This is a genomic window from Nostoc sp. (genome assembly GCF_036917355.1).
Lineage (GTDB): Bacteria > Cyanobacteriota > Cyanobacteriia > Cyanobacteriales > Nostocaceae > Nostoc.
In genome coordinates this window covers 1-18,903 of the sequence record NZ_JBALDP010000042.1, presented here as the reverse complement: position 1 = coordinate 18,903, position 18,903 = coordinate 1, and the positions used below count along the sequence as shown (strand labels likewise).

The following is an 18,903-nucleotide window of genomic DNA, read 5'->3' as shown; positions in this document are numbered from 1 at the left end:
ACGAACGAAGGATGAAAACCTTAAACAGGGTTGAAATAATTTTCAAACAGGGAAAAACTGATGATACCAAGTAATAGAGTAAAAGTCCAAAAACCCAAACAAAAGTTTTTTTTTGAACTTCCACCTGCGCTTAAATCTATAAACTTTTCTTGTTTCATTATTGGACAAAGTTTATCTTTTTTTGGGTCTTGGATGACTCAACTTGCTTTGGTATGGCTAGTTTATCAGTTAACTAATTCGGCTGTATTAGTGGGTGTAGCTGGATTTACAAATCAAGCTATGGGCTTAATTATTACACCTTTGGTAGGAGTATTGCTAGATCGCTGGAACTTACGATATGTTCTATTAACTACTCAGCTAGTATCTATTCTGCTATCTTCTATCTTAACTTTTTTAACTCTTACCAATAACATCAATGTTGCATGGATTATTGCCATAGGCACAATTCAGGGAATTGTAAAAGCTTTCGATTTACCAGCACGCCAGGTAATTATTCCCAGACTTTTGGATCAGAAATCAGATACTTATAGCGCAATGGCTTCCCATTCATTCTTGATTAATACAGCGAAGTTTGTTAGCCCGATGATTGGGGGTTTACTGATTGCCAGGTCTGGTGCAGCTTCCTGTTTTTTAGTAGATAGTATCAGCTATCTACCATTTGTATCTGCAATCTTAACTATTAAAGTCAACCCAGTTATCAATAATTCCTTGTCTCAAAAACCCCAAATGTGGAAAAACCTTAAAGAAGGGTTTATTTATGCATACGAATTTTTGCCAATTAAAAATTTATTGATATTACAAGTTACTATTTGTTTTATGGGAATGACTCATGTCAATCTAGTGCCGATTTTTGTTCAAGAAGTACTAAATGGTAACGCTGAAACTATGGGTTTTTTGATGACAGCTTCGGCTTTGGGTTCCATAGTTTCAGGTATTTATCTCATCTCTAGAAAAAATGTTATGGGACTGGGAAAAATTATAGCAATCTCTGCCGCACTTTTAGGTTTAGGCTTAATAGTTTTTTCTCGCTCAACAAATTTAGAGATTTGTCTACTACTCATGTTTATCATCGGCATGAATAATACTCTAACCTTGGCTTCAATCAGTAACTTTATGCAATCAATTCTTCTTGATGAAGATAAAAGAGGTCGAGTAACTAGTATATTTACAACTGGTTTTTTAGGAATACTGCCTTTTGGTAACTTATTTTTTGGAGCATTGGCAGGTTACTTTGGTGTTGATAATTCTTTATTATTTGGCGGTGCTTGTTGTATTTTAGGAGCATATTTCTTTAGTAGACAACTGCCCAAAATAAGAAAAATAGTGCATCCAATTTATGCAGAGTTGGGCTTAATTACCCAGTCCAATAAAGGCTAAATCCGTTTTTATGGGATGTTGTCTGGAAGCGATGTCTACGACGGACTACACCTAGTTCTCTCAACTCAACCTTTCAACAACAACCGCCTTTGATACTTAATCAAAACCCACCGCGTCGCGTTTCATCCACAGTCTCAAGCAGAGAATACGACGCTGTGTGCTGTTACTCTGGGGGTTTCACACTCTTGCTAAGTTTATTGTAAAAACCTCTTGATTTTTATCACCGATTGTGAGAAAGTCTGATTTAATATCTGCAAAACACGGTAAATCGATAGATTTACAGTATTATTTAGCTTGACTGGAAGCAAGCGGTGGTTTTAGCTATGCTTTAATCCCGGCAACATCCGATCGGACTGATTACAACTACAAAAGTATAACAGCCATGCGATCGAGGCATCATAGCAGCATTGAATGCCGATATTACTGTCAGGAGAATCATATCAAGTTTGGGTGATTAATTCTAATAAAATCTATCAATTTAGGTTGGGTTAAACGACAGTAAAACCTAACATGAACAAGGATCAAATGTTGGGTTCACCCACGGGAAGCCCCTTCTCTATGAGACACTGTTCGCATTCGGTTTTACATTCTTCAACCCAGTCTACAGATATTATTAAGTGTTTAACTGAACCTGATATCACTCCTATGCAAGTTACCTTCCAGTAAAGTAACCCCAGATATCATCCCCAATCTGTTAGATTAACCTCTTTCTCTAGAGGTGGGCATTTCGTGTGTGGCTAGTTGTTCTAGCTTTCAGATTCTCATGTATTCACTTATGACTAAAATCTTGCATTATTTTTTTCCAGTGGAGAACATCTCATGCAATTAGATCCAAATTCTCATCAAGGTTCCGAGCAAGATACTCAGGCTAATAGCGAAGATAAACTGAAACAACGCCGTGTAGCTAGCAAACGTTTTTTTGGTAGTCATGCCAGCAGACGCTCATTTCTCGGTCGTGCTGGTTTGTTTAGTGCCGCTAGCGTTTTTGCAGGAGTTTTAGGTTCACCTTTCTCCTCAAAGAAGGGAGGAGATTTTGTACAAGCCCAGGCTATCAACAGACGGTATAATAATCGACCCTTCGACTACAGCAGGTTTGTTAATAAAGCCTATCGAGTACGTGTTGAAGCAGCGACACTTGAACGAAATATTCCGATTCCGGCCCATCCGACCAACGGTGATGAGGAGCGTTATCCCAACAAAATCGGCTCTGATAGTAGAGGACTACCACATAACGAACTAGGCGAAGTCAAGCTGGAAGCTTACAACTCTTTGACCAAAGCACTGACAACGCAAAACCCGAATGATTATGAAAATATCATCTTGGGTGGCACTAGAAAGCTGGTCAATCCTCAAGGGCCTCTAGCAATTAGCCTAGAAGGGATCAATGCAGCGCAGATAGCTGTGCCACCACCACCATCTCTAGCTAGTGCAGAACGCGCTGCTGAAGCCGTTGAACTTTACTGGCAAGCTTTACTCCGAGATGTGCCTCTTTCCAAGCTCCAAAACAATACCGATAACCCAAAAGTCTTGGCAGCAGTCGAAGACCTCAACAAGCTTTCGGCGTTTCGAGGGCCAAAACAAAATAGCCGTGTCACCCCTCAAACTTTATTTCGTGGTAGTGTCAACTACGTCGGTTCCGGTTCAAGTCCAAGATATGTTACTCCGCCAGGGGTGCTAGATGGACCCTATCTCTCACAATTTTTGTTGCTAACTATTCCTTGGGGAACTCAGTCTGTTTCGCCATTGATTCGTACTGCTCTTCCTGGTAATGACTTTCTACTCAATTTCCAGGAATGGTTAGCTATTCAGAATGGAGGTAGTTCAGGGAAATCCATTAAATACGATCCCAAAAACCGTTATATAGCCACAGTTCGGGATTTAGGTGAGTATGCCCATATTGGCGGCCCTACATACTTAGGAGCCTCCTTAATTCTTGGTAGCATAGGTACTCCTTTGAATCCAGGCAATCCCTACGTCAGATCGAACACTCAAATTGGTTCTAATGCAACCTTTGCAGTGGGACATTTACAAGCCTTGCTTAATTTGGGTAGCTCGCGTGTGATTAGAGCCTCATACTGGCAGAAGTATTATGTACACCGCATTCTGCGCCCAGAAGCCTATGGTGGATTAGTCTACAACAATATTGTGAATAAAACTCAGTACCCAATTAATTCCGAGGTCTTTAATTCCCAAGCTTTGGCTCAGACCTTTAGCACCTTCAACACCTATCTATTGCCCCAAGCATATCCAGAAGCATCGCCAACCCATTCCTCTTATACAGGTGGTGCGGCTGCTATTGCTGGTGTCAATGTCACACTGTTGAAAGCATTCTTTGATGAAAACTTTGTTATCCCCTCACCAGTAGTGCCCGATCCTAATGACCCGACAAAAGTAATTGCTTACAGTGGACCACCACTAACTGTAGGTGGTGAGTTGAATAAACTCGCAACTAACTATGCTATTGGTCGCGGTCATGGTGGTATCCATTGGCGTTCGGATGGTTCCGCTGCTTTGGCTTTAGGAGAAGAGGTTGCTATTAGTCTACTCAGGGATGAGAGACTGGGTTATAACGAAATATTCAATGGCTTCACCTTCACCAAATTTGACGGTACAAGAGTCACAGTTTAAACCGATTTTCGGTGTTATGGGAGTGCTGAGTAAAGGTATTTTACTCAGCAATACCTTCACTAAAAAAAGAGGCTGAAGAGATAGGGTCGATTAAAAAAGTTAGTTTGGAAAGTAATTTTAATGATATAAAATAATGATTTTTTGGCAATAAACAATGGGAAAAATATATTCTTAACAAAGACTACGAAGAGAATAGGGATTGTTCATCTCAAATCCAAAATAATATAAATTTTAAGCAAAGTTGAATCTTATTGATGAACTACAGGCATTCAATTAGAAGTAGCAATATTGAGAATATTAGATATGGAAAAAAATATTCCTTTCTCACACTAATATTCATTCAGGGAATAGCGATCGCACTCTTATTCATCCATACAACTGCATTCGCAGCCACAGTCAATCTCTGTCCCCAAGGTATGGCGATGATTTCAGGAGGAACGTTCAAAATGGGGTCTGATAATTCCAGTTTTGTGGAAGAGCGATCGCCTGGAGATGTAACGGTGACTAACTTCTGTATTGATAAATATGAGGTAACAAATTCACAATTTGGTGAATTTATCAAAGCGACAGGATATGTAACAGTTGCAGAGCGTCCCTTATCTCAAGAACAGTTTCCCGATTTACCCAATGAGCAGCGATTACCGGGTTCCTTAGTGTTTGAGATGGCAAAACCAGGTGTCAAGCAAGTTTCCTTTTTGAGTTGGTGGCATTGGACTACTGGTGCGAATTGGCAACATCCCTTTGGCCCAGACAGTGCAATCGCTAGCAAATCCAACTATCCAGTTGTTCACATAGCTTACGAAGATGCCCTAGCCTACGCCAACTGGTCAGGAAAATCCCTACCCACCGAAGCTCAATGGGAATATGCCGCCCGTGGTGGCTTGGATGGTGCAACATACACTTGGGGCAATGAATATTCTGAACATAGAGCCAACACTTGGCAAGGAATTTTTCCCTTTTTCAACACCAAAGCCGATGGTCACTTGGGCATTGCTCCCGTCGGTTCTTTTGCACCCAATGGTTATGGACTCTATGATATGACCGGCAATGTGTGGGAATGGACTAGTGATTTCTTTCAAGTTGGACGCGATCGCAAATCCCATCAAATTAATCCTATTACTTTAAATCAAAGCTTTGATCCCAAAAAGCCCGATGAACTAAAGTTACACGTAATCAAGGGGGGATCGTATCTCTGCGCTCCTAATTATTGTAGCCGCTTCCGTCCGGCGGCGCGGGAGTCAGAATCACCCGATACGGGAACTACTCATATCGGGTTTCGGCTAGTTAAAAATTTGCCTGACAGCACACTACCTATAAATCCAAAATTGTATGACTGATTCTCACAAGAGAGATTCTTCGTATGCATCTCTCAAGTTAACTTCTGGTGCGATCGCCTTTTTGGCAGCCTTAACGCTAATATTTTCTAGTCTCTTACCTTTACCTGCTTGGGCGGACTACGGCGACAAATTGCCATTACCCCAACCATCTTTTCAAGGCAAAATTGGCATTACTTACAAAGAATCCGAACCAGACTTTCCCAAACCCATTAAGGCTCCGGAAAATGCACCAAACGTTTTGCTGGTGTTGCTTGATGATGTCGGTTTTGGACAAACCAGCACCTTTGGCGGCCCGATCGATACGCCTAATTTAGACCGTCTAGCAGCAAGAGGATTGCGTTATAACCAATTCCATACTACAGCACTCTGCTCTCCTACCAGAGCCGCATTGCTCACGGGACGCAATCACCATTCTGTGAATACAGGTGTGGTTGAGGAGTTAGCCACAGGCTATCCAGGTTATACTGCGATTTTACCTAGAAGTGCGGCAACGATCGCTGAAGTATTGCGAGATTATGGATATAACACAGCGGCCTTTGGCAAATGGCACAATACCCCAGACTATGAAACCAGTGCAGCCGGCCCATTCGATCGCTGGCCGACAGGTTTAGGTTTTGAGTACTTCTATGGATTTCTGGGCGGTGATACCAATCAATGGAGTCCGGCATTGGTGGAAAATACCCAACATATTCAAAAACCAAGCGATCGCCCTGATTATCACCTTACCCCCGATCTAGCAGACCATGCAATTAAGTGGATTCGCACCCAGCAAGCGATCGCTCCTGATAAACCCTTCTTTACCTACTTTGCCACTGGCGCAACCCATGCCCCACACCATGCGCCCAAGGAATGGATCGACAAGTATAAGGGTAAATTCGATCGAGGTTGGGATAAATTACGCGAAGATATCTTTGCTCGTCAGTTAGCCTTGGGTGTAATTCCCGCCGATACTAAACTGACTCCTCGCCCGGCGGAACTCCCGGCTTGGGATTCCCTCACTCCCACCGAGCAGAAAGTTTATGCGCGTCAGGCGGAAGTATTTGCAGGTTTCCTCAGCCATACCGATGCACAAATTGGTAGAGTCATTGATGCCATAGACCAATTGGGTGAATTGGATAACACATTAGTTTTTTTCATCGCCGGTGATAATGGTGCGAGTGCTGAAGGCGGCTTAACAGGTAGTATCAATGAATTAAAAGTCTTTAATGGCGTAGCAGAAAGTCCTCAAGAAGTTCTCGCGGCTTTTGATGATTTAGGTGGGCCAAAAACCTTCAATCATTTTCATGCAGCTTGGGCTTGGGCAGTGGATAGTCCCTTTCAATGGACAAAACAAATTGCTTCTCACTTCGGCGGAACCCGCAATGGTTTAGTTGTGGCTTGGGGCGATGCCTCCGGCGGGCTTCGCCAACGCATCAAAGATCGTGGTGGACTGCGGAGCCAATTCCATCATGTAATTGATATTTATCCCACCATTCTGGAAGCTGTGGGGATTGAAGAACCAGAGGTAGTCAACGGTGTAAAACAACAACCCATCGAAGGTACTAGCCTTGTTTATAGCTTTGATAATCCTGCTGTACCATCCCATCACACAACCCAGTATTTTGAGATGTTTGGCAATCGTGGCATTTACGATCGAGGTTGGGTAGCAGCCGCCCGTCATGGACGCTTACCTTGGGAGCGTGTTTCCAAAACCACCTTCGATGAAGATAATTGGGAACTATACGATATTACCAAAGACTTCAGTGAAGCCAACGATTTAGCCAAGCAGAACCCTGACAAGTTAGCGCAACTACAAAATCTATTTTTGAAGGAAGCAAAAAAATACAAAGTTCTGCCTTTGGACGATCGCTTACTTCAACGGTTTGATGTCAAAACCCGTTCCAGCCTAACCACAGGACGCAATAGCTTTACTTATTACACATCTGTTGCAGGGATTCCCGAAGGTAGCGCTCCCAATATTAAGAATCGCTCCTTTAGCATCACTGCCGATGTGGATGCTGCTTCATCTGGTACTGAAGGCGTTTTAGTTACCCAAGGCGGACGTTTTGCGGGTTGGAGTTTCTTCTTGCAAGAAGGTAAACCCACCTTTGCTTACAACTTGTTAAATAGCGATCGCACAATCATTCAATCTTCTCAACCAATTGCGATCGGTAAATCCCAAATTAAATTTGACTTTACTTATGATGGTGGCGCTCCGGGAGCAGGTGGTACTGGTAAGCTCTCAATCAACGATCGACAGGTTGCCGAAGGCCGCATTGATAAAACTGTAGGCTACCGATTTGGTTTAGATGAAACCTTTGATGTTGGTCAAGATACTGGCACACCTGCGGTAGATACTTACCAAACACCCTTTGCATTCACCGGTAACTTACAGCAAGTCACCCTGGAATTGAAGTAATAGGGACTGAGGATTGGGGAAAGGGGAACGGTTAAAGGGTAATTTATTCCTCATTCCCCTCTGCTCCTCTGCCCCTCTGCTCCCCTGCCCCTCCGCCCCTCTGCGTGAGAAAAAAATCATGAACGAAATTTTGTCACTAATCGATAAACTCGCACTTTTCACATTTATTGTGTTCACCATGCTGGGTGCAGGGTTAAGTCTCACCGTACAACAGATTTGGGAACCACTCCGCAACCTCCGCTTAGTCATATCATCGCTGCTAACAAATTTTGTGCTAGTGCCGCTTTTTGTATATTTGTTACTACTAGTAGTACATTTAAGTGAACCACTAAGAGATGGCTTACTGATTATGGCAGTAGCATCAGGGCCTCCAGCACTACCTAAACTTGCCCACATAGTCAAAGGCAATATAGCTTTCTCGGTGGGATTAATGATGTTGCTAATGCTGGGCACAATTTTTTATATGCCGATTGTACTGCCATTAGTGGTGGAAGGTGTGCAAATTAACTCCTGGGACATTGCCAAACCCTTATTGTTAATGATGGTTAGCCCATTGATCGTTGGATTATTCATCAAAGCAAAATTGAGTGCGATCGCCCCCATTATCCAGCCGATTTTGTTCAAATTATCTAATGCCGGATTGCTTTTAGGTCTGGTAGTCAGGCTGATAGTTCACACTAACGATATCATTGGCTTATTACAAACAGGTGCAATTTTAGTTTGTGCTGTTTTCATAGTCTTCTCCTTTAGCGTCGGTTATCTTTTGGGTGGCCCTGGTATCGATACCCAACGAGTGCTAGGAGTAGGAACAGCTCAACGCAATTTTGCCGCAGCATTATTAGTAGCTACAAGTAATTTTGAAGATCCCAGCGTCGTGAGCATCATCATGGTGACGAGTATTTTAATGATGATCGTGGTTCTGATTGCCGGGCCAAAGTTCATAGAACTAGACCAAGGAACGGCTGTAGAGATAGAGCAGGTACAGGGTTAATTAATAGTTAAAAAGTCAGAAGCTTAACTAAATAGCGAACTCTATCAGAGCTAATTTGTAAACTCAAATAAAGTACAGAAAAAATGGTAAATGAAGAAGTAAATCTGCATCACAATCTGGGAAATACCCGTATTAAACTGAATTATCCCGCATTTATGCAACACTCATGTGGCCTAAGACAGAACTGATAGATTTGCTCAAGATCAAACACCCAATAATTCAGGCTCCGATGGCGGGCGCTTCCACACCTGAGTTGGTTGCAGCCGTATCTAATGCAGGAGGTCTTGGCTCCTATGGAGGTGCGGCCACCGCACCAGCTAAACTCCGCTCCTTTATCAGGCAAATTCGAGAACTGACAGACCAGCCCTTTGCAGTTAATTTGTTTGCACCAGCAGTTGAAGCGTATGAACTTGCGCCTGAGCAGTCTTCCCCAATGTCCGAGCTATTAAAAATATGGCATAACGAACTTGATGCGGGGCCTGTTCCCGAACCAATACCGATACTAGGACCATTCCTAGAACAATTTACTGTCCTGCTTGAAGAGAAAATACCTGTATTTAGTTTCCACTTTGGGCCTGCACCAATTGAGGCAATTCGTGAGATACACGCCATAGGCTCAATTGTGTTAGCTACCGCGACGACAACTGGTGAAGCAAAAGCTCTGGTCGAAGCAGGAGTGGATGTCATTATAGCCCAGGGCTTTGAAGCCGGAGGTCATCGCGGTACTTTTGCTGTGCCTTATGAACATGGATTGATTGGAACAGCAGCCTTAGTGCCGCAAATAGCTGATGCGGTATCGGTTCCAGTCGTTGCGGCGGGCGGAATTATGGATGCTCGTGGAATCGTTGCTGCATTTGCACTTGGGGCAAGCGGGGTACAAATGGGAACCGCTTTTCTCGCCTGCCCTGAGAATAATATCCCGGAAGTCTATAGGCAGGCAGTACTCAACTCTTTAGACGAAGACACGGTTATTACTGAAGTATTTTCCGGCAGACCCGCCAGAGCAATCCGAAATCGATTTATACGTGAAATGGAGCATCACAAAGACAAGGTACTGCCATTCCCGGCTCAGATGTCTATAGGACGGGTTTTACGTCAAACTTCTGCTCAACAATCAAGTCCAGATTTTGTCAGTATGTGGGCAGGACAGGGAGCAGGATTAGCTGAAGCTCTCCCAGCAGGGGAGCTGATCCAAAAAATGATCCAAGAATTTCTTGCCGTGACTGCTTCTTTACAAGTCAAATAATAAGTTAAGAGTTAAAACCAACCTAGAAACTTTCAAGTTCAAGATGCTGGAAACCTGAATAAATTGTTGGTTCTGTTATTCATTTGAGGGAGAAATTGAGGATATGACAAATATTGCATTGATTGTTGGGGCTGGTAGTGGACTCAGTGCCTCACTAGCCCGTTTATTGGCAAAAGAAGGCTTTACTATTGCTTTAGCAGCGCGACACATTGATAAGCTCAAAGCATTGTCTGATGAAATTGGAGCCGTCAGTTTTACTGCTGATGCTTCTCAACTAGATGAAGTTGAACGACTATTTACAGATGTCGAACAAAAACTAGGAGTACCAACATTGGTTGTGTATAATCCTAGCTGGCGGGTTCGGGGTTCATTTGTGGAACTTGACCCAGCCGATGTTGCCAAAACACTAGAAATTACTGCGTATGGTGGCTTTTTAGTAGCACAAGCGGCGGCAAAACGTCAGTTAGCTGTGGGTGGAGGAGCGATCTTTTTTACAGGTGCTTCTGCCAGTGTTAAGGGTTATCCTCAGTCTGCACCATTTGCAATGGGTAAATTTGCTTTACGAGGTTTGGCTCAAAGCATTGCCCGCGAATTGGCTCCTCAGAATATCCATGTGGCGCATTTTGTGATTGATGGAGGAATTCTTTCTGCTACCCGGATAGAACCAGACGATCGACCAGATAGTTTACTCGATCCAGATGCGATCGCTCAAACTTACCTGAGCATTCTCCGCCAACCTCGCAATGCTTGGACATGGGAAGTTGAATTGCGACCTTGGGTGGAAAAATTTTGATTTTCACTCTGCTCTAGATATACATAGCAAAGTAATCATTGTAAATTTCTGTGTTAGTCATAACTGTGAGTTCTATTTGCTTCTGTTCTTCATCTGTTGCCGAACTCGTAGCCTGGTCTAAGCTTTCTTGAGGAATAAAATCACCACAGTATTCATTCGCCGGTACTGTTGCATTCATCTTTTGGGGATAACTCAATTTGAGATTATTCATGATGGTAATAAATTGGCTGCGGCTGCGATCGCTAAATCTAGGGTTAAGCCGCTTTTCTTCGCCAATGGTAGAAACTGTGCGTCCTTTATAGTCATGGGCAGGATATACCAAAGTCTCATCTGGTAAGGTGAATAAGCGTTGTGTCACCACATCATATAAAGTTCCAGGATCGCCTCCCTGAAAATCTGTGCGTCCACAACCACGAATAAATAAGGCATCACCAGTTAACAGATGGGTTTTGTTCACCAAATATGTTATGTGACTGGCGCTGTGTCCTGGTGTAAAAATTGTTTCGATGATTACCGATCCTACCTCTAGGGTTTCGCCACCCACAAGGGAGCGATCGGCTTTGGTTACAGCAGTATTCTGGGGAACAATCACCTCACAGCCTGTTTTTTGTCTGAGTTTGCCTGCCCCTGTGATGTGATCGGCATGGAGGTGAGTTTCTAGACAGTAGCGTAGCTTTAATCCCAGTTCATCCAATGATTCCAAATCGCGGTCAACTTGCTCTAATACAGGATCGACTAGAACAGCATCCCCTGTCTGCCGATCGCCAATTAAATAAGTATAACTACTAGTTGCAGGGTCAAAAAATTGCCGGAATAGGAAAGTTGACTGCGTTATCTCTGCACTGCCATCGCTTAACAAAGGCATCGTCGGAATAGGACGTACACGCACTGGTAGCGACTGCAACAACGCCTTAGATAATTCTTGCGCCTGCCCCCGTAATTCTGGAACGGCTATAGTTTCCCACAAGTCGCCCTTGCGGGGAGTTCCCAAGGTATAAAACAGCGTCGAAACGTTACCGTCTGCTGCATATAAAGCACCGTGGGTATCTGTATCTAATCCTAAACCGATGGCATTAGGGCGAATTAATTTCTGCGATCGCAAATCAGTAATCAGAGGATGAGGCGATCGGCGATAATCTGCTGCTACCCCTGTACAATTCACCACTCGCCGAACGTGCAAGATATTATTAGTTTGGGTTTTGCGCAGGCAGACGGTAACAGCTACACCGTCCGGCAAAGCTTGATATTCTCGAATCCGTCCAGCAGAAATGGTGAGTTGACCAGAATCTAGCATTTCAGTTACAACATCCGCCACTTTTGGAGCAATGCGGTGACGATGCACATCCCAATAGGGTGTCAGATGACGCAAAAAACGTTGCTGTTCTTCGGTTGGTAGTTTTTGCCAGATTTTCTGAATCATGGGACGCAGAGAATCAATTACTGCCCGCCAGTCGTAGCCTTGGGTAGCCGCAATTTCCACCTCGGTACGCAGCCGACGTAACCAGCCACGTACACTTTTTGGTGCATTTTCTGGGGTCAAGAAGCAGGCATAAGGTTGAGCCGCTTGATGTTTTAGGGGAAATAATCCTCGTCGGGACACAGCATAAATTTTACCTCTATGCTGGCGATCGCTCAGAGATAAAACCATGTCCACCATCGTCAGTCCCGTACCAACTAGCAACACAGGTGCATCAGCATCAAGGTCTGCTAAGGCATCGGCTGACCAAGCATTCCGCAGATAATCATCATTACTGTTTGGGTTTTGAATAGCGGGGGGTGCAGAGGGTGAGTTCCCCAATGCCAATACAACTCTGTCTGCGGCAAAACAGCGACCACTACGTAGAGAAATCATTGCGCCTTTTTCTTCAGGCTGTACCCCTACCACTTCATCGGTGAAGCGTTCTAGTCGCACATCACTAGGTGCTGTGGCTTCTGCTTCTGCTAAAACCGATTGAATGTATAAACCATAAACCTTACGAGGTATGAAGGTACTGGCATTGACTTCTTCTGAAAAAAATACTGTTAACTCATCGCGGTTGTGCTGAAGCCAACGTAATAAATGCCCTGGATCGTGGGCAAATGCACTCATGTTGCCTGCCGAGACATTCAGCAAATGACAGTTGGTATCTGTGCTATAGGCAATTCCCTGGCCAACTCGATCGCTGCGTTCAATCAGCTTAATGGTGAGGGGTTGACTGGCAGTTTTCAATAGGTGGGTAGCAACTAGAGAACCACTAAAACCTCCGCCAACAATAGCGATCGTGGTTGGAGTATGGGCAGTTAAAAAACTAGGGTTCATGGCGGTTTTAGTTAGAATCAATAGTTACACTCATTTCATCAAGTCTCTTTACTGGCACTCAATGCTTTTTCAACCCAGATGAAAGAATTAAGATTTGATTGCTTATAGATTCTTATAATAGCTGAAAGCAGCTATTAAATACATCTAATTGATAAATTAACCGTTGTTTTGGGTTACACAGGAATCATCTTATCGAATTATTCATCCACAGTTTGCGTTTAAACGCTACTATTAAGCCAATGTGCAATTGCTCATGGTTTTTTGAGAACTACCTCTATCGCCATCTTTTTCTCAGCCACCAAACCATAAAACCAACAATTATTCCAACCATCAGGCTGGAACTGAAAGGGTAGTCGCAAAAATAAGGAATTTTCTCAAAGATATCTTTTCTACTTTCTTTACTACAAAAATCTTTGGCAGGTGATTGTAGTAGAGATACGGTTGCTATCCCAGCACCAGCAACAGCTACAAGTTCTTGAAAGTTACGTTCTCGTTCAGATTTTTCGACTTCTATGCGACTGCGAGTAGCGTTAATTGTATCTTCTAGAAGTTGCAAGCCAAGCTGCATATTTTCGATATCTTTGGTAATTTGTGGTAAATATTTTTTGTTGGCTAGTTCGCTAAATTTTTCTAAAAAATCTAACTGATTATTTTGACCTGCTTTTTCTTTCATCAAAGCCAAGCGAAGTTGATAATTAGATAAGTTAATTTCAATAATTTGTTTTTGAAAAGAGAGGTTGAGTAAGTCAATTGTGTATTGCTGGAGAATGCGATCGATATTATTCAAAATTTGGCGAGAAGTGGTAATTTTTTGATTTTCCTGCCAATAGTTACTTTGATTAGTGATTTTTCTATTTTCTTCTATTTTTTTATAATGATTGAGCAGAGAATCTTTGACTAAACGACTTTGCCAATAAGCCCACGAAATCTTGCTGCGATAACAAAACAACCCCATCCAATCTTTATAAAATTCCGCAGCTTTTTCTGCACTTTCTCGATTATTATAAATAGTAATGATCGCATGATGTTCATTACTATTTAGAGACGTTGATACATTTTTTAGGCTCTGATTTATATATTGCGATCGCCCTACTTCAAAAACTTTCCCATCTAAAAAAGTACCTTTGTCTGGTTGCCAAGGAGTATCTTTAAATAAAGCATAATAGCATTTTTTGGCAATATCTTCATGGTTTTGAGATGAATTTTCTGGTAGCCAACCAGAAAGCAACCAGGTTTTTCCAATTATTGCCAGTTCTTTATTTAGTTTTTGTTCAATTTCAGTTTTTAAGATTGCAAAAGAATTAGCTGGTTGAGTTTCGGTTTGATTATTAATAGAACAATCAATTTGCAACCCATAAGTATCATTTAATCTAACAGCATAATAGTATCCTTCTAAAGTTTTATTGTGGGCAACAAAGTTAATTTGAGGAGGATGAGTAATCTCTAGATACTCAGTTTCAATGTCAGGATCGTAAAATTTAGTATTAGAGGGTAATTGTTCTAAAAAAGCTGCTTGTTTTTTTTGTGTTTCTGCATCAGTTGTGTTTAAGGAAGTTTTTAAAGCATATAAAAACAAATCGAGTGTCGGATAAATTAAATCGCTCATCACAAGGGCAAAACTAATTTGATTGATTGGATTGAGATAAAAATTGTTTCCATTTTTCTAAAAATTTGACTTGTTTCACTGTTTCTTCTGGTTGAGGAGAACTACCAACAATGACTACAACGTTATTGAGTTGGCTTTCGTAACCTGTAGCTTCATATTTTGGTTTAAAGCCTCTAGTTATGGGATAATTTCCAAAAGTATTGAACCTACTAATTTCCGCTTCAGTAGGAAGTAAATCATGAGGAATTTCTTCTAGATTATCTAATTGAGATTTATAGAATTGATAAGACTGATTTAACTCAGGATTAGGGGTAATTATTTCTAATAAACGTCCTTTAATATAGTCTTCCCAAGCTTTGGGTTGGGTGTCTAACTGTTTGGCAACTTCTTTTAAATTCTGTTTTTCTTGTTCTCCAAGGGCGGTTTTTAAATCTTGAAACGCCAAGAGAAAAGCAATGATAGTATTGTCAGCCTTTGTATTCATAGGTTTTTATACCAAACTCATTACGACTAGTATAAACGTAATTTCAGTGAGATAATTACACCATGTATTTCATGTTCAATTTTGATTTTCTATCTCTAAAAAGAATAATTTACTAAATATAATGTTTTTTATTATACCTTTTACTATGTAAATCAATATAGTTTATTTCACTGGATTCTAGTGATTTTTCATACAACTTAAACGAATGCTGTAGAGAGATTTTGCTTACAGTTCAACCAAAAAGTTATCAGAGTCAGTCAGGTAAGAAAAATGGCATCGGAATGGGCTGCTCAAGTTATTGGAATTAATTATTACCCAGAGTACACCACCCTAAAGCCGCTCACAGCAGCAGCAGAGGATGCTGAGAAAATTGCCCAACAATTAGAACTATACGGTTATAAACCTTTTCGCGCTCAGTGTTTACCTAGAACTTTAAACCCGAAGGGAGAAAGTAAAATTGATCGCCAAGGGGCGGTAAAAATGCAAGAATTGAGAGAAGCGATCGCTAATCTTTTCAATCCTCCCGATCCAAACCCCACGCCAGAAACAGCGTTATTCTTTTTTCAGGACATGGGTGGTGCAAAACTGTGGCGGGTAAAGAAGAAGTATTTTTAGCTACTAGTGATGTTTTACCTGATGCAGAAATCTATGGTATACCCTTAAGTTGGTTGGGCGAGCAGTTGCAAATAAGTCAGGCTAAACGAGTTGTTGTTTGGCTAGATTGCTGCTATAGCGGTGAATTATTAAAATTTATTCCTACAGATAAGGACTACTGTTTCATTACTGCAACCCGTTCCTACGAAACTGGAGTCGAAATTCCCCACACGCAGGGGTTGTTGACGGAGGCGTTACTTGCAGGATTGAACCCGGAAAATGACGCAGATGGGATTATCAATAGCCACAAATTGGCAGATTTCATTATCAGCCGAATGCCGAATACAGTTCAGCGTCCGTTAATTGCTAATTCTGCACGGGCAATTTTGCTGACAACTAAATTTTCGCAAAAAAGCTTTCAGGATAAGTGTCCTTATCGTTCGCTGTCGTATTTTACCGAGACAAAGGAAGATGCTGAGGTTTTTTATGGACGAAGTGCGCTAACTGGGCAGTTGATTAAACAGGTAAAAGATAAGCATCGTCTCATTGCTGTATTAGGTGCTTCCGGTAGTGGAAAATCATCTATGTTACGGGCTGGGTTACTTTACCAGCTGAAGCTAGGACAAGAGATTCCAGGGAGCGATCGCTGGACTTATATTACACCGTTTACGCCTAAAGAATCTCCTGTTGACAGTTTACAGGAGACTTTTGCACTTTCCTTGCCTAATCTTTTGCTTCCAGAGACAACATTAACCCCACCCCCAACCCCTCCCCGTGAACGGGGAGGGGAGCGTTTGCGTAAGCAAATGCGGGGTGGGGTTCCGACTGTATTGCAACGAAGTGAGAATCGCTATATTGCCCATGTCATCGGCGAGGAGTTAAAAGCATTAAATACACCAGTCATCTTGATTATCGACCAGTTTGAAGAATGCTTTACTATGTGCGATGACAGCCAGCGCCAAGAATTCTTTGACTGTTTGCGGGAATTAATTGACTGTACAGATAACCTCTATATTTTCATTGGGATGCGATCGGATTTTCGGGGGAGATGGCGAGAATATCACAAATTTGCGGGCAGAATTAATAAACCTTATATCAACGTCGAACACTTAAGCCGTGAGGAAATTGAAGAAGCGATTACTAAACCGGCTGATTGGGTAGGATTAGGCATAGAGGGAAGGTTAAAACAGCAACTAATTAATGATGTTGAGGATTACCCCGGAAGTTTGCCGTTGCTGCAATATACGTTGACAGAATTGTGGCGTGAGTCGAGAAATCAAGGCGATGAGGTTCTCAGCCTGAAAACTTATGAGGATTTAGGCGGGGTGGAAGGAACGCTACAAAAACGCGCTGATGCAGTTTACGAAAGTCTTTCGCCAACAGAAAAAACTGTGGCGCGGCGGATTTTTCTGGAATTGACGCAAATGGGAGAAACCACAGATGTACGGCGGCGCGTGCGTTTACGCGAGTTGGTTAATTCCCATCATTCTTTGGAACTGTTGCAACAGGTGAGTGAGAAGTTAGCGGATAAAGATGCACGATTAATTACGAAGAGAGATGAGCCGGATTCCCAGGATGTAATTTTAGATGTTGTCCACGAGGCCCTTATCCGCCATTGGCAAATGTTGCGGGAGTGGAAAGAGGAATATAAGTTGGGAATAGCCATTGAGCGACAGATTGAAGCGGAAGCCCAAGAATGGGAGAGGAATGAGAAAAAGCCAGGGTTTCTTAGAAAAGATGACAGGTTAGCAGTAGCAGAAGCATATTTAACGAGATTTGGCGATTGGCAAATGCTGAATGGGTTAGCCCAGGATTACATTCAGGAGAGTCAAGAACTGCGAAATCGCCTTGAGCGAGAAGAGAAAGAACGCCAACAAGAACAGTTGGCAGCAGCACGGCGGCAAAATAGAGTTGTTATCTTGTTTAGTATGGGGTTAGCTGGAGTAGCTATTTTTGCGGGTTATCAATGGTATAACGCTCAGAACAAAGCCAAGGAAGCAACACAACAAAGTACCATTTCTCTGGCGCAAAGTTCAGAGACTGCTCTACTTTCTGACAGGCAACTTGAGGCTGTGATTGCAGCTACACAGTCAGGTAGACAAATTTTAGGTAGACCAATTAAAAATGCCAATTTAGAACAAGAGGCTAACCAACAAGCTATATTGGCACTACAACGAGGAATTTACAATACTCAAGAGAGAAACCGCTTAGAAGGACATAGCGATGGGATCATTAGTGTAGCATTTAGCCCCGATGGCAAGACCATCGCTTCTGCAAGTTATGACAATACCGTGAAAGTCTGGGATGCGGCAACAGCTAAAGAAATCACCACCTTCAAAGGGCATAGCGATGCGGTCTGGGGCGTAGCATTTAGCCCCAATGGCAAGACCATCGCTTCTGCTAGTGCTGACAAAACTGTGAAAGTCTGGGATGCGGCAACAGCTAAAGAAATCACCACCTTCAAAGGGCATAGCAATGAGGTCAATAGCGTAGCATTTAGCCCCGATGGCAAGATCATCGCTTCTGCTAGTGATGACAATACCGTGAAAGTCTGGGATGCGGCAACAGCTAAAGAAATCACCACCTTCAAAGGGCATAGCAATGAGGTCAATAGCATAGCATTTAGCCCCAATGGCAAGACCATCGCTTCTACTAGTGCTGACAAAACCGTGAAACTCTGGGATGCGGCAACAGCTAAAGAAATCACCACCTTCAAAGGGCATAGCAATGAGGTCAATAGCGTAACATTTAGCCCCGATGGCAAGACCATCGCTTCTGCTAGTGATGACAAAACCGTGAAACTCTGGGATGCGGCAACAGCTAAAGAAATCACCACCTTTAAAGGGCATAGCTATAGGGTCAATAGTGTAGCATTTAGCCCCGATGGCAAGACTATCGTTTCTGCTAGTGATGACAAAACCGTGAAACTCTGGGATGCGGCAACAGCTAAAGAAATCACCTCCTTCAAAGGGCATAGCGATGCGGTCAGGGGCGTAGCATTTAGCCCCAATGGCAAGACCATCGCTTCTGCTAGTTATGACAAAACCGTGAAACTCTGGGATGCGGCAACAGCTAAAGAAATCACCACCTTTAAAGGGCATAGCTATAGGGTCAATAGCGTAGCATTTAGCCCCGATGGCAAGACCATCG

Annotated in this window: 12 protein-coding genes; 9 read left to right on the top strand and 3 right to left on the bottom strand. The window is 42.6% G+C overall.

The features are described 5' to 3' along the window. The first annotated feature begins 60 nt into the window (after positions 1–60). The 7 genes from V7K53_RS12050 to V7K53_RS12020 all read left to right on the top strand — a co-directional run bounded on the left by V7K53_RS12050 (position 61) and on the right by V7K53_RS12020 (position 10,770). Positions 61–1,377: an MFS transporter gene (locus V7K53_RS12050; RefSeq protein ID WP_335197745.1), complete on the top strand. Its 1,317-nt coding sequence runs from the start codon at positions 61–63 to the stop codon at positions 1,375–1,377. Between the two features lie 819 nt (positions 1,378–2,196). Beyond that, a complete protein-coding gene (locus V7K53_RS12045; RefSeq protein WP_335197744.1) occupies positions 2,197–4,005 on the top strand; it encodes a vanadium-dependent haloperoxidase in 1,809 nt (602 codons plus the stop codon). A gap of 446 nt (positions 4,006–4,451) precedes the next feature. Further along, positions 4,452–5,342: a formylglycine-generating enzyme family protein gene (locus tag V7K53_RS12040; RefSeq protein ID WP_335197743.1), complete on the top strand. Its 891-nt coding sequence runs from the start codon at positions 4,452–4,454 to the stop codon at positions 5,340–5,342. After that, positions 5,335–7,740 (top strand): sulfatase-like hydrolase/transferase, encoded by a 2,406-nt coding sequence (locus tag V7K53_RS12035; RefSeq protein WP_335197742.1) that lies wholly within the window; start codon positions 5,335–5,337, stop codon positions 7,738–7,740. The genes V7K53_RS12040 and V7K53_RS12035 overlap by 8 nt, the downstream gene beginning before the upstream one ends. 118 nt (positions 7,741–7,858) lie before the next feature. Further along, complete coding sequence (locus V7K53_RS12030; protein WP_335197741.1) at positions 7,859–8,731, top strand: bile acid:sodium symporter family protein; 873 nt, start codon at positions 7,859–7,861, stop codon at positions 8,729–8,731. A gap of 166 nt (positions 8,732–8,897) precedes the next feature. Then, on the top strand, positions 8,898–9,977 hold the full coding sequence (locus tag V7K53_RS12025; protein WP_335197740.1) for an NAD(P)H-dependent flavin oxidoreductase: 1,080 nt from the start codon (positions 8,898–8,900) through the stop codon (positions 9,975–9,977). A 103-nt stretch (positions 9,978–10,080) separates the two neighbouring features. Further along, positions 10,081–10,770 carry an SDR family NAD(P)-dependent oxidoreductase gene (locus V7K53_RS12020; protein WP_335197739.1) on the top strand — a complete coding sequence of 230 codons (690 nt, stop codon included), beginning with the start codon at positions 10,081–10,083 and terminating at the stop codon, positions 10,768–10,770. Between the two features lie 13 nt (positions 10,771–10,783). On the opposite strand, the gene V7K53_RS12015 is transcribed toward V7K53_RS12020, so the two are convergent. From V7K53_RS12015 to V7K53_RS12005, 3 genes are all read right to left on the bottom strand, one after another. Next, positions 10,784–13,069: an FAD/NAD(P)-binding protein gene (locus V7K53_RS12015; RefSeq protein WP_335197738.1), complete on the bottom strand. Its 2,286-nt coding sequence runs from the start codon at positions 13,067–13,069 to the stop codon at positions 10,784–10,786. Positions 13,070–13,343: 274 nt separating this feature from the next. After that, positions 13,344–14,678 carry a hypothetical protein gene (locus V7K53_RS12010; RefSeq protein WP_335197737.1) on the bottom strand — a complete coding sequence of 445 codons (1,335 nt, stop codon included), beginning with the start codon at positions 14,676–14,678 and terminating at the stop codon, positions 13,344–13,346. Between the two features lie 10 nt (positions 14,679–14,688). Beyond that, positions 14,689–15,159, bottom strand: coding sequence for a hypothetical protein (locus V7K53_RS12005; protein ID WP_335197736.1), 471 nt, complete (start codon positions 15,157–15,159; stop codon positions 14,689–14,691). A 270-nt stretch (positions 15,160–15,429) separates the two neighbouring features. Here V7K53_RS12005 and V7K53_RS12000 point away from each other — a divergent pair, with 270 nt between their 5' ends. Beyond that, positions 15,430–15,774, top strand: coding sequence for a hypothetical protein (locus tag V7K53_RS12000; protein WP_335197735.1), 345 nt, complete (start codon positions 15,430–15,432; stop codon positions 15,772–15,774). Then, positions 15,747–18,903, top strand: a 3,157-nt coding sequence (locus V7K53_RS11995) for an nSTAND1 domain-containing NTPase (RefSeq protein WP_442940485.1), incomplete at its 3' end; no start/stop codon positions are given. The genes V7K53_RS12000 and V7K53_RS11995, both read left to right, overlap by 28 nt.

Bases quoted from the DNA above. Each gene is read 5' to 3' on its own strand.
- V7K53_RS12050 (WP_335197745.1), top strand. From the start codon at position 61: ATGATACCAAGTAATAGAGTAAAAGTCCAAAAACCCAAACAAAAGTTT.
- V7K53_RS12045 (WP_335197744.1), top strand. From the start codon at position 2,197: ATGCAATTAGATCCAAATTCTCATCAAGGTTCCGAGCAAGATACTCAG.
- V7K53_RS12040 (WP_335197743.1), top strand. From the start codon at position 4,452: ATGGGGTCTGATAATTCCAGTTTTGTGGAAGAGCGATCGCCTGGAGAT.
- V7K53_RS12035 (WP_335197742.1), top strand. From the start codon at position 5,335: ATGACTGATTCTCACAAGAGAGATTCTTCGTATGCATCTCTCAAGTTA.
- V7K53_RS12030 (WP_335197741.1), top strand. From the start codon at position 7,859: ATGAACGAAATTTTGTCACTAATCGATAAACTCGCACTTTTCACATTT.
- V7K53_RS12025 (WP_335197740.1), top strand. From the start codon at position 8,898: ATGTGGCCTAAGACAGAACTGATAGATTTGCTCAAGATCAAACACCCA.
- V7K53_RS12020 (WP_335197739.1), top strand. From the start codon at position 10,081: ATGACAAATATTGCATTGATTGTTGGGGCTGGTAGTGGACTCAGTGCC.
- V7K53_RS12015 (WP_335197738.1), bottom strand. From the start codon at position 13,069: ATGAACCCTAGTTTTTTAACTGCCCATACTCCAACCACGATCGCTATT.
- V7K53_RS12005 (WP_335197736.1), bottom strand. From the start codon at position 15,159: ATGAATACAAAGGCTGACAATACTATCATTGCTTTTCTCTTGGCGTTT.
- V7K53_RS12000 (WP_335197735.1), top strand. From the start codon at position 15,430: ATGGCATCGGAATGGGCTGCTCAAGTTATTGGAATTAATTATTACCCA.